This is a genomic window from Melioribacter sp. Ez-97 (genome assembly GCF_051488665.1).
GTDB lineage: Bacteria > Bacteroidota > Ignavibacteria > Ignavibacteriales > Melioribacteraceae > Melioribacter.
Window position 1 is genome coordinate 148,473 of sequence record NZ_JBPSEG010000004.1, and the last position, 12,083, is coordinate 160,555.

Annotated in this window: 14 protein-coding genes; 6 read left to right on the forward strand and 8 right to left on the reverse strand. The window is 41.0% G+C overall.

The genetic code is table 11. The annotated features are described in order from the left end of the window. Nucleotides 1–16 precede the first annotated feature (16 nt). On the reverse strand, nt 17–988 hold the full coding sequence (locus ACSSWA_RS07060; protein WP_437355858.1) for an aldo/keto reductase: 972 nt from the start codon (nt 986–988) through the stop codon (nt 17–19). A 102-nt stretch (nt 989–1,090) separates the two neighbouring features. Between ACSSWA_RS07060 and ACSSWA_RS07065 the strand changes: the two genes are divergently transcribed. The 6 genes from ACSSWA_RS07065 to ACSSWA_RS07090 all read left to right on the forward strand — a co-directional run bounded on the left by ACSSWA_RS07065 (nt 1,091) and on the right by ACSSWA_RS07090 (nt 5,578). After that, nucleotides 1,091–1,279 carry a hypothetical protein gene (locus ACSSWA_RS07065; RefSeq protein ID WP_437355859.1) on the forward strand — a complete coding sequence of 63 codons (189 nt, stop codon included), beginning with the start codon at nt 1,091–1,093 and terminating at the stop codon, nt 1,277–1,279. Between the two features lie 61 nt (nt 1,280–1,340). After that, nucleotides 1,341–1,730, forward strand: a complete 390-nt coding sequence (locus tag ACSSWA_RS07070; protein WP_437355860.1) for a hypothetical protein — start codon at nt 1,341–1,343, stop codon at nt 1,728–1,730. Between the two features lie 10 nt (nt 1,731–1,740). Further along, on the forward strand, nt 1,741–2,172 hold the full coding sequence (locus ACSSWA_RS07075) for a DUF5362 domain-containing protein (RefSeq protein WP_437355861.1): 432 nt from the start codon (nt 1,741–1,743) through the stop codon (nt 2,170–2,172). Nucleotides 2,173–2,225: 53 nt separating this feature from the next. Continuing rightward, nucleotides 2,226–2,849 (forward strand): cation transporter, encoded by a 624-nt coding sequence (locus ACSSWA_RS07080; RefSeq protein WP_437355862.1) that lies wholly within the window; start codon nt 2,226–2,228, stop codon nt 2,847–2,849. A 40-nt stretch (nt 2,850–2,889) separates the two neighbouring features. Further along, a complete protein-coding gene (locus ACSSWA_RS07085) occupies nt 2,890–3,402 on the forward strand; it encodes a hypothetical protein (RefSeq protein ID WP_437355863.1) in 513 nt (170 codons plus the stop codon). Nucleotides 3,403–3,412: 10 nt separating this feature from the next. After that, complete coding sequence (locus tag ACSSWA_RS07090; RefSeq protein WP_437355864.1) at nt 3,413–5,578, forward strand: TonB-dependent receptor; 2,166 nt, start codon at nt 3,413–3,415, stop codon at nt 5,576–5,578. Nucleotides 5,579–5,580: 2 nt separating this feature from the next. Here ACSSWA_RS07090 and ACSSWA_RS07095 read toward each other — a convergent pair whose 3' ends face one another. The 7 genes from ACSSWA_RS07095 to ACSSWA_RS07125 form a co-directional block, all read right to left on the reverse strand. Beyond that, nucleotides 5,581–5,973 carry a NifB/NifX family molybdenum-iron cluster-binding protein gene (locus ACSSWA_RS07095; RefSeq protein ID WP_437355865.1) on the reverse strand — a complete coding sequence of 131 codons (393 nt, stop codon included), beginning with the start codon at nt 5,971–5,973 and terminating at the stop codon, nt 5,581–5,583. A gap of 1 nt (nt 5,974) precedes the next feature. Further along, on the reverse strand, nt 5,975–6,277 hold the full coding sequence (locus ACSSWA_RS07100; protein WP_437355866.1) for a DUF134 domain-containing protein: 303 nt from the start codon (nt 6,275–6,277) through the stop codon (nt 5,975–5,977). Nucleotides 6,278–6,389: 112 nt separating this feature from the next. Next, the gene (locus tag ACSSWA_RS07105) at nt 6,390–6,644 is read right to left on the reverse strand and encodes a DUF4342 domain-containing protein (RefSeq protein ID WP_437355867.1); all 255 of its coding nucleotides are present in this window, start codon (nt 6,642–6,644) and stop codon (nt 6,390–6,392) included. A 54-nt stretch (nt 6,645–6,698) separates the two neighbouring features. Then, nucleotides 6,699–8,153, reverse strand: a complete 1,455-nt coding sequence (locus ACSSWA_RS07110; protein WP_437355868.1) for a sigma-54-dependent transcriptional regulator — start codon at nt 8,151–8,153, stop codon at nt 6,699–6,701. A 12-nt stretch (nt 8,154–8,165) separates the two neighbouring features. Then, nucleotides 8,166–9,647, reverse strand: coding sequence for an ATP-binding protein (locus tag ACSSWA_RS07115; protein ID WP_437355869.1), 1,482 nt, complete (start codon nt 9,645–9,647; stop codon nt 8,166–8,168). Between the two features lie 10 nt (nt 9,648–9,657). Beyond that, nucleotides 9,658–10,965 carry an extracellular solute-binding protein gene (locus ACSSWA_RS07120; RefSeq protein WP_437355870.1) on the reverse strand — a complete coding sequence of 436 codons (1,308 nt, stop codon included), beginning with the start codon at nt 10,963–10,965 and terminating at the stop codon, nt 9,658–9,660. 59 nt (nt 10,966–11,024) lie between these two features. Continuing rightward, nucleotides 11,025–12,083 carry a glycoside hydrolase family 5 protein gene (locus tag ACSSWA_RS07125; RefSeq protein WP_437355871.1) on the reverse strand — a complete coding sequence of 353 codons (1,059 nt, stop codon included), beginning with the start codon at nt 12,081–12,083 and terminating at the stop codon, nt 11,025–11,027.

A 12,083-nucleotide genomic window follows, 5' to 3' on the forward strand; every position in this document is an offset into this window, starting at 1 on the left:
AGAATTTTATAATTGATTACCAGGCATAAGCTTCCGGCGCCTGGTTGCCGGGTCCCGGCCAGATTTCATCGAGTTTTTTCAGCGTCTCTTCATCAAGTTTAACATTCAGCGCGTTGTAATTTTGTTCAAGCTGTTCGACGGTTCTCGGTCCGATAATAGGAGATGTAACCGCGGGATTCGACAGCGTCCATGCCAGAGCCACATCCGCAGGCTTTTGTCCGATTTCCTTGCACAATTTTTCATATGCTTCCAATTGAGGTCGAAGTTTTTCCACCGACTTTTGGAGCGGCTCTCTGGTTCTCCTTCCTTCCTTTGCTTTTTCTAATACGCCGCATAGGATTCCTCCGCCCATCGGACTCCACGGTATTAAACCGATACCGAAAGCTTTACAAGCGGGAATTACTTCCAGCTCTATATTTCTATTGCGTAAACTGTAAATACTCTGCTCCGAAATTATACCCAAAAAATTTCTTTCTTTTGCTTTATAAAACGCCTCCGCCAAATTCCAAGCCGCAAAGTTCGAACTTCCAACGTAAATTATCTTACCTTCCCGTACAAGCTGTTCCATTGCCTGATAGATCTCGTCCCAGGGAGTGTTCCTGTCGATATGGTGCATCTGATACAAATCGATGCGGTCTGTTTTCAGCCTCTTCAGACTGTCTTCGCATGCTTTTTTGATATGATACGCGGACAATCCGGAATCGTTGGGACCGTCGCCCATTTTTCCGTAAACTTTTGTAGCCAGTACAATTTTATCGCGTCTTGAAGAATCTTCTGCAAGCCATTTTCCGATTAATTGCTCGGTATAGCCTGCTCCCTTGTCCCAGCCGTAAACATTTGCGGTGTCAAAAAAATTTATTCCCAATTCGAGAGCCCGGTTCATAATTCGAAAACTCTCTTCGTCGCTTGTATAAGGCCCGAAATTCATAGTGCCGAGGCATAATCTGCTGACTTTTAGCCCCGATCTTCCTAAATGAACGTATTCCATTATTCCTCCATTCGGATTCATTTAACTCTCATCTAATTTAATAAAGATTTTCTTTTTAGTACAAAAAAAATTATTTTCTTATGAATTTTTGAGGAAAATGAGATGGGTTCGTTCTCGTGCCAATATATCGACAGCGAAAAAGGCTACTGCCTTAGAATAAAAAAGGAATGCGTGCCCGGAAGACCTGGCTGCGTATTAAAAGGCAAATACGCTTTTGCCATACCGATCGAAGAGCGCTTGCCCGAAACTAAAAGGAAAAAGGATGACAAAGATAAAAATACCGGTAAATAGTCTGCTCTTATTAATTTTATTCTTTTCATGCACAAGCAATCAAAATTTATTGCCGGAGGAAATGTTTGGGCTGAAACTTCAGAAAAAATTGACGGGCAAAGCAGCTCTCGACTACGTAAACAAATTGCATTTTAACAAAGTGACGAATGAAGAAAATCTGATCGGATTTTATTCCGGACAAAAAGGAGACGCGGTAATCTACATAACGATTTACCCGGACAATAAAAAAGCGACAAACGCATTCCGTAAAATGACTGAAAAAATTTCGCCGCTTAATTCGGTCTTCTACGGCAGCGCTTTCGACAATATAAACGGCAAAGAAATTTATATTACATACGGCATGGGAGCAAAACATTTTGTATTTGTCGACAATAATAATTTATTCTGGATAACCGCAGAAAGAAAATGGGCGGACGATTTTCTCGAATATTATTTATCAACACTACAATAAAGAGGCAGTTATGGACGAATTCAACGACTTGAATATCGAAGAAACTCCGCAACCGGTAAGTTTATTCAAATTGAATTTCGAGAAGATGATACGCGACATGAGATTTGTAGGCGCTTTTGTGATTATTTACGGAGCTCTGACTTGCCTTTCGATTATCGGAGCGATTATCGGCGTGCCGATTATAATTATTGGTCTTAGAATACGGGAAGCCGCCGAGCAATTTGAAATTTATAAAGCGACCAATCAGGCGGCGGCTTTGCGAATGGGCTTCGAACTGCAGGGCAAATATTTTCGTCTTGCCAAGATAATAATTATTGTTTCCCTGGTATTAACACTTATCTGGTTCGTCTTTATATTCGGACTTCTAATATCGGGATTTCATACTCTCTATCAGTTGGACGGAATGGATTATAATTCGATCGGACTTTTCAGTTTGATGTGAGAACCATCGAAATTCGTTATATTTGGATGCGTGGTCTTAATTCATGGATGTAAATGAATAAAAATTATAAAACCGCCTTTTTATTAACTTATATAACGATCGGATATAATATTCTCGAAGGTTTAATTTCCGTTGTCTGGGGAATTCAAGACGAAACTTTATCCCTTCTGGGATTCGGAATTGATTCGTTCGTAGAAGTATTGTCGGGGATAGGGCTGCTGCACATGCTTTTGCGAATTAAAAACAATAACGGACAGACAAGCGATAAATTCGAAAGAACAGCGCTTAGAATTACCGGAGCGGGATTTTATATTTTATCCGTCGGCTTGATTGCCGGCTCTATTATTAATATTTATACAGGGCATAAACCGGAGACTACTATAGTGGGAATTATCATTTCCGTAATTTCCATAATCACCATGTCGGTTTTGATTTACAATAAAACGGAAGTCGGAAAGGCTCTTCAATCGGAAGCTATAATAGCCGATGCAAATTGCACAAGAACATGTCTTTACTTATCGATTATATTACTTGCCGCCAGCGCAGGTTACGAATTAACGGGTATAGGCGGCATCGATTCGATCGGCGCAGCTGCAATTGCATGGTTTTCTTACAGAGAAGGGAGAGAAGCTTTCGAAAAGGCTAAAGGAAATTTAATTTGTTCATGCGGGCATTAATTTTAATTACCGCATAACATTATTACATTTCAGATATAATATGAAAAAAGAACTGATAATCATATTAATTACGACCGTTTTTTTATTCAGGTGCGACGGAGGAATAGAACCGGAGCCGGTTAAACCGGACGGACCCACCGGTTTCAAAGGCGCCGTTACGTTCACGGGAGACTGGCCCGACGGAGTCAAGAGGACTCACCTGGTAGTATTTAAAAAGCCGATTCAAAAAACGGACGATTTTTTTCCGCCGAATCTGAGCTTTGTTTCCGATTCGATACCATACGGAAGTTCGGTATTCAATTACAACTCTCTGGAAAATAATTTCTTGCCTATTTTGCAATTGGGAGAAGGATCATACTCTTATGTTGTTGTAGCTCAATCGAAGACCGAAGAAATTTCATTCGAACGAAAAGACTGGTACGTGGTCGGAGTTTATTGCAACAACGGGGATCAATCGAGCCCAAAGGAATTAATACTGCGCGCCGGCGAAATCACGGAAGGAGTAAACATAAAAGTCGACTTTAATAATCCGCCGCCGCAACCTCCATATTAGAGAGGAATTTATGTACAGAGTTTTACTATTTATTATTGTCTCAAGTAGCATTCTGTCAGCTCAAAAGGGCATTATTACCGGTAGAATAGTTGAGGAAGATTCGCAGCCCGTCATTGGAGCCAACATTATTATCGCTGGCTCTTCTTTCGGAGCGGCTTCCGACGAAAAAGGAAGATATGTAATACGGGGTGTTCCGTACGGTCAATATACGATAGAAGTTTCGTGTCTCGGCTACGAAAAAGTCAGCAAAAAAATTACAGTCGACAAAGAGTTTACGCAAATTAATTTCATACTGCGGGAAACCGCCATTGAAACGGAACAAATATTGGTAACCGCTTCCAAGTTCGCGCAAAAGAAAGAAGACTTATCTGTAAGCGCGTTTGTAATTAAACCCGATTTAATATCCCACAAAAATTACCTCGCTTTCGACGAATTATTGAGGGACATTCCTGGAATCCAGGTAAATCTCGAACAAGTAAGCATACGCGGTTCGAGCGGTTACAGCAAAGGAGTAGGCGCAAGAGTGTTGGTTGCTATAAACGGTATACCGCTCTACGGTGGCGATAACGGCGATATAGTCTGGGAATTGATTCCCATGTCAGATATCGAGCGTGTGGAAGTAATCAAAGGACCGGCAAGCTCGCTCTACGGCACGTCTGCTATCGGAGGAGTAATTAACATCATAACTAAAGACGCTTCGACGATTCCCGTTACGTACGTTAAATCTTACGCCGGTTTTTATGATAATCCTTCTTACGACATCTGGAAATGGAACGACAACCTGCGTACGTTCTACGGTACGGAAATATCTCATTCTTCCTCGATCGGAAAGTTCGGTTATACCCTCTCTTTGAAGAAATTCGATAATATGAGTTATCGTCAAAATGATTACCGGAAAAATTATCTCGGATATTTCAAAATAAACAGGACAATCGACACAAATAAGTCGATTCTGCTTTTCGGCAATTACTTGTATATGGACAGAGGAAATTTTTTGTACTGGAAGGATTCCAGAAACGCGTTGGTTCCTAAGGACGAAGACAACGGCAATACGGTCAAATCGAATCGATTTTTTAGCGGACTGGTATATAACAATCGTTTTTCCGATAACCTGAATTCAACATTCAAACTGAGTTATTACTATACTCGCTTCGACGGCTACGGCATCGAAGTAACCACGTCGATTGCCAATCTCTACAGAGCCGAGGCGATTTTTAATTATGCTACAGGCGGCGACTTCAATCATACGGGCGGAATTGAAATTTCCGGTTCTACGGTAAAATCGAATATCTTTTCAGATACTCAATTCGGCGGCGGCGCGCTTTATTTTCAAACGGAATACAGAGGCGTCAAAAATTTAATTGCTACTTTAGGTCTTCGTTACGATTACATTAAACTCGACACAATTAAAGGCAAAAACGCCGTAACGCCCAGATTGGGATTGAATTACAAAATAACAAACGATCTAATCTTTAGAGCGTCGGCAGGCACGGGATTCAGAGCTCCGACGCCGGCGGAAGTTTTTACCACAGCGGGAATTGCCGGCGGCATCGACGTCGAACAAAATCCCGATTTGAAATCAGAAACAAGTTTTTCGTTCGAAAGCGGTTTGATATACAGCCCGACGGAATATTTCAACGTCGACGCTGCGTTTTATCAGACGGATTACAATAATTTTATCGAGCCGAATTTAACCAAAACCGGAGATATAAAATTCATTAATCTTACAAAGGCAAGAATACAGGGAGCGGAGATTCTTTGTAATCTTGCCGTTTTTCCGTCGTTGTTAAATCTCACATTGGCTTACAATTATATGTGGGCGAGGGATATCGAAAAAAAACGACCGATGAAATACCGCCCGCGCAATACAGTCAACCTACAAATCGGTTTTACCAAACAGCCGTTCGAATTAAACGTCGATTTCAGATATTCGAGCAAAGTCGAAGAAATAGATTTCGAACTGACCGAACCGCCTCTTGCGCTAATAAAAGACGGATACAAACGCGTTCCAGTATACGTAATCGACCTGGCAGGCGGTTTTAATTTTGTTTTCAGCAATATTGCCGCTAAAATTAAATTGAACGTAAAAAACCTTCTCAACTATAATTACGTTGAGTTCATCGGCAATCTCGCGCCGATACGAAATTATTCGTTAAGCGCCGAAGTCTATTTTTAATATCAATGCCTTCCGTGGCTGCAAACGTTATCCTCTCTTTCGGTCAATTCGCCAGACAGATATTTTTCAACGGCGCGGTCGGCGAATTCCTCATCCGTCATAAACGGTTTGATTCCGTTGGCTTCGAGGTCTTCAATCAATCTCCAGCCGCCGGAAGTAAAAATCAAAACCTCGGCTCCTTTTAAAGCTTCTATCAGTCGTTCGTGACCGTGTCTGTGACCTTCGCCGTGATGATGTTCTCCCCTGTTGCCGCGACCGTGATTGGTAAAATTATTTTCCAGATATTGTTTGCCGAGAATTTTACCTTCGGAGCATTCATAAATAATAAAGCCGTTAACGCGTCCGATATGTCCTGATACGCGCAAATTGTCGTCCGAGGCTACCGCTATTTTCATTTTATTCCTCCGCTAATTTTTTAAAATAATCCTGATTTATTCTAAGAGCTTTGCCGTTGATAAGAGCGTCCGCTATTTTATTTCTTGCAGCTTTTAGAATTCGACCGAACGTAGGACGGGATATCTGCATCTTTTGCGCGCCGGTTTCATGGTCGAATCCTTTAAAGTCAGCCCAATAAATTGCTTCAACTTCGTCTTCGGCAAGAATATTTTCCAGAAGCTCGCACATTGGAATCCCGCGCGGCTTGAAATAATACGCCGTCGGGCAGCATTTTATTCTTCTATGTTTTTTGGGTCTTGGCATTGCATTGTTATGAGCATATGTTCATAACAAAATTATAAAATTATTTTTAATTAATCCAGTCGTGAGACATGCTATAATTGATAGAATTCAGCGGGTTGAACTTCAGAAGCGATTATTCGGCATCTGATACGTTATTCTCTCTTTTAACAACTTCCAGGGTAAAATTTGCCGCCATTCCGGCAAGCGCTCCCACCGCCGCCAGAACGGGCGCAAAGAGAGCTCCAAGCACGGCTATAGTAACAGGTATTTCGATATACGTATTTCCTTTTTCGTCTTTTATAATAATGCGTCTTACATTGCCTTCTTTGATCAACTCTTCGATTTTACCCAGCAGCTCTTTTCCTTTGACTTTGAATTCATTAATCACAATTCCTCCCAAATTTTAATACCTGAGACGCATTACGGGAGCAATAAGTTCCGCCTATTTCAGACCGAGTTCTTTGCACATCCTGTAAAAATTGGAAGGAGCCAATCCGAGTTTTTCTGCGGCGGCGGAATCCGAGCTTGAAATGCTCCTCACATATTTGAAATAACGGATCCTGAATCTCCTTTCCACTTCTTTCAACGGCAGCACCTGTCCCTCGTACAAATCTTCGAAACCGGATTCTTCTTTCGATACAATGCTGTTGCCAAGTATCATCGGATTGCTAACGTCTTTAGCTGTAATTCGATCCGGGCAATTCAGCACCAAACGTTGAACTACGTTTCTGAGTTCTCTCACATTGCCGGGCCATTTGTAGTTCAACAAAATTTCCTTTGCGCTTTCTTCAACAACCGGCTTTGTAAACCCGAGGTCCTGACTGAAATAGTCGAGAAAATGATCGAACAGCAGGAGTATATCGTCGCCGCGCTGCCTTAATGGTACGATTTCGAGCGGTACGACATTCAATCGGTAATACAAATCTTCACGGAAGCGGTTATTGTTTACTTCGTGAGCAAGATTCTTATTGGTAGCCGCTATTATTCTCACATTGACGGATATTTTGCCCGTCCTTCCGATTTTTTCGATTTCCCCCTCCTGTAGCACTCTCAATAATTTTACCTGAGCTGTGGGCGAAAGCTCGCCGACCTCGTCGAGGAAAAGAGTTCCGTTATTAGCCACTTCGAAAAGTCCGGGCTTTTCTTTATTGGCGCCAGTGAAAGAACCTTTTTCGAATCCGAACAATTCGCTTTCAAGCAAATCGCTCGGTATGCTTCCGCAGTTAATCGGGACGAAATTTTCGTATTTTCTCTTACTCCTCAGATGAATATTCCATGCGACCAGTTCCTTGCCTGTCCCCGACGGTCCGTTTATCAGAATATTTACATCGCTCTTTGCGTATTTTTCTATATTTTCTTTCAATTGAATCATCGGTTTCGATTCGCCGATAATCTTCTTTGCCTCCAGCAGATTTTCAATGTTTTTCTTAAGCCGTTTATCGGATTTAAGCTTTTGCTTTTCGAGTTTCTTTTTTTCATACGCATTGAATATACTGAGTATGAAATCGGTCGGCTGATAAATATATTCTTCAATATTGCCGGGATATTTGGTGCAGTACCAGAAAGCGCCCGCCTGAAGTAAATTATTGGCGAAATCGTAATTGGTAATATTTATTGTCATCTTTGTTACGACAATGATTTGAATGAACGGGTCGTAACTTTTCATTTTGGCAATCAATTCCTCGCCTTTTAGACCGCCCGAAATCTGATAGTCCATTATAACCACGTCATATTTATCCGGATTCTCTCTGATCAACGAGAGAGCCGCCATTCCGTTTGAAACAGTGTCGAGCAATTTTATTCTCGAATTGTAATAGTCGAGCGTGTTTTTAACTCTTCTTACGTCGAATTCTTCGTCTTCCACAAGCAAAATATTAATCATATCTTGTTTCTGCATACTGCTTCTTCCTTAATTTTTTATTTTAATAGTAAACCGGCAGCCGCCTTCTTTTAAATTTTCAACGTCGAGTTCCCAGCCGCATTTTTCGACAGCCATTTGATAAGCTATGTAGCAGCCGTACCCGGAATTAGTGGCTTCGAGTCTTTTTGTGGAAATATTCTCCAGGAATATCTTCTTAACCCCTTTCGAATCGACCTCGAGCAGCTCGCTTTTAATTCCCACGCCGTCGTCTTCGATCGTTATAATGGTGCGGTTGTTATTCTTATCGTATTTTGTCGTTATTTTTATTTTAACAGATTCTTTCTGACTGTGATCGATGCTGTTTTGTATCAACGGTTCGAGTATTTCCCACACTACAAACTCGTTGACGTTTACCGGAGGAATGTCGTCGTCGAGCAGCAATTCGAAACTGAACATATCGTTTCGACTCGATATTCTGAGAAAAATATTTTCCACAATAAACTTAATTACTTCATTAATGTTTGTATGGAACATCGGATTAATTATCGTATTGATTTCCTGGTCGTACCATTTCATGTCGTAAATAATTCTCGAAATGAAGTTGGAATAAGTCAGAACTCTTTTTTTAAGTTCGTCGATTCCTTCGCTGTTCATTTTCCGGACGTCTTCTTTTATAAAGCCGATAATCTTTTCCGCTTTGTGGTGCGTATGATAAATTCTTTTTGTAAAGAGGGATTCCTTTTCGAGTCTGATTTGTTTTTTGATGTTTTCTTCGTGCTCCTGGAAAAATTTTCTCTGGGCTTCGTTTCGTTCTTTAACCGCCTGCGACGAGATGTAAAAGATTATAACAAGTCCGAGAAAAATTAAGGAAGTATAGATAACCGCTACTTTATCGAAATTCGCCGTAACTTCTTTTGTAAGAAAAGTGAAGTCTGGCGTAATTTTCATATACATTACGCCGAGATACTCGCCGTCCGGCACAAAGGGAACAAGAATTTTAAAAGTCTTGTTGTTTTCTAAAATCGAATAGATAGTTTCCGACGCTCTTATTTCGTCTCTGTACCCGAGAAAAAGTTTAACCGCTTCGGAATGTCCGTTGGGACCGGTCTCGTAGGGTTCGAGCTTGTCGGTAAGAAATGCATAAAGTTTTTGACCGCTGTCGATAACATAAATACGGTGATTTTTAAGAAGTATCAGACTTATATCTTCCACGCTTTTTTGTATTAACTGCTGTTTAAAGATCACGTTGAACGAGTATGTGATTTTCCTCTGGTCAAATTCGGACATCGGCTTTTCCATAAAAAGATTTTCGTAAAGAAGTTCCATACTCGTTGTCGTAATGATAGCCAGGCGCTCCGCCGAATATTTTTGATACCAATCCTGAGTCTCGTTCAAAAAATCGCTCAATGAAGATTTCTGAACAAAAGCCATTACAAGTTGAAAAATAATAAGGACGAACAGAAACGCCGAAATGTGCCGGATTTCGAATCTGTATTTGGAAAATTTATTTTTTAATTTTTGCCGTACCATAAAACTCCGCTCATCTCTCCTGTAAAATATTTTTTTCAAGTTGAATTGCGTTTGTGGCTTTGTTCAAAGCTTCTTTTACAGGCAGTCGTTTCTTCAAAGCCTCGTCGATATAGTACGACATTATTTTTGAAAATCTCGTATAGTCGGGGTGCGCGGGTCTGTGCTTAGCCGTTTTCAAATATTCTTTTATCTTTGGAATTTCAGGGTACTTATTCAAATAGAGCGTGTCTTCATAAAATCTTTTTATGACGGGATAATGCCCGCTTAATTTGTAGAAAATTTCCTGAGCTTCGTCGCTCAATAAAAATTTCAGGAAATCGATTGTTTCTTTCTTCTTGGTCGAAAATTTGGATACCATCAAATCCCACCCACCAACAATCGACGTGGGAACGCCGCCCTTAAAATACGGTATCCGCATTTTCTTCAGTTTAGACTGCTTTTCTTTGTCATAAGGTTCGTTAATAAAATCCATGTCGTAGGTAGGCCAGCCGTGTATAACAAATCCGTCATTTTTAATAAAGTATTCGTAGCTCGAAATCTCCGTAAATTTGGTTACAACCGGCGGCGTCGCTTTATATTTATAAATAAGATCTACCATAAATTGCAAAGCTTTTTCGGCTTCGGGTCTGTCGAGATTAAAACCGTATTGCTGAAAGTAATTCGGATTCTGGCTTAAAAGGAATTCCATAAAGTTACATATCATGCCTTCGTAATCGGCGGCTGGAAAGATATAAAACGGCTTGTCGCCTTTGTATTCGTTTCTGTAGCTCAAAAATTCTTCCCATGTAATATTGGAGCTGTCTAACTTTTCTATCAGTTCTTTACCATTTGGGAGAGTCTCTGCCAGGTCTTCCCGGTAATAACAAATACTGTTTACAAGCACAAGAGGAACGGCGACCAATTCGCCGTTAAAATAACACGATTCCACGGCTAAAGGCAGAAGCCGTTTTTTTTCCTCTTCGGTCAAATATTTGTCGAGCGACTCGCCCCATTTTGCAAATCTCTGCACCCAGATAATATCGACCGCAAAGAGATCAATGCCGTCGCCTGTGCCACGCAGCGAACGCGCCAGGACTTCCTTTCTTTCATTTGTACTAAAATCGAAATTGGGAAAGTCGATCGGAATTACGCGTACTTTACCTTTGTTTCTCTCGTTATAAATTTCTATTAACTTTTTATGAGCCGCCGTAATTCTGTCGGCAAAATAAATTTCGACGACCTTGTCGCCCTCGCTCCGGTTAACGAAAAAGTTAATCGCATAATAAGCGAAGACAGACACAATCAGAATGCCGAGCGCCCATTTGAATTTAGTATTCATAAATAATTCGTTCGGTTCATTTTACAAAAATAGCCATCGAATTCTTTTTATTCATTGTATTATTTTTTCCCTTCCATTACTGCTTTATAAAACTTGCCGCTGTCGGTAAGTTTATACGTATCCCACGATTCGAACATTTTCGGATGCCATTCCGGGTCGAATACCCACCAGACCCAGCTGATGCCTTTTGATTCGAGATAATTAATAATCGCCTCTCCGTATTCTCCGTTTGAATTGATCGATTCGTCGCCCATAGTAAATCCGATTTCCGTTGCGATTACCGGATACTTCCGAGCTGCAAAGCCGAAATTTTCTTCCCATTTGGGCTCCCACGGCTTTGTGCGTTTATGCGGATACGGATGCGTTACGTAGCCGATATTTTCGGCTTCAACGGGTTCGATAAGCAAGGGAGTTAAATCGTAAGCCCAGTCGAATCCGGCAACCAGCGGAATTGTTTCAGCATCGTAAGCCCTGATTAAAGCAATCATCTTTTCGTTCAATTCTTTCCATTCCGTCCACGACATTATACCGAGCTGATTAAAATAGAGCGTCGGTTCGTTGAATAGCTCATAAAATGCGACCGTATTGTTTCCGCTGTATCTCCTTGCGATTGTCCGCCAGAATTCGAACGTCTCTTTTTTGGTAGTTTCATACATCGGGTCCTGGAACAATTCCATTCCGAGATTTCCTATTGTGTGCCAGTCGATTATAATATACATTCCGAGCTCCGTACACCATTCTACCGCCTGGTCGAGCAATTTCAAATAATTTTTCTCGCCTCTTTCGCGCCATGCTATCGGATGAACGGGAATGCGCACAATCATCGTTCCGAGTTCTCTTACTTTTTCGAAATGCTTTTTATTCCAATAACCTTGATTTGCAATTTTATCGGGGTCGGAAATAGAAACGCCCCTGAACAAAACAGTGTCTCCGTTTTCATTCACGAATCGATTCCCTTCCACTTTAATTAGAGGCAGTTTCTTTTTATCAGGAGTTTCGAACGATTCTTTCAAATACGAGTCGTGCCACCATGCATGATACTTGGTTTCCTGAGCGTTTGTAAAACTGATTTTCGAGGCAAATAAAAACAATATGATTAACTTAATTATGTTTTTCAT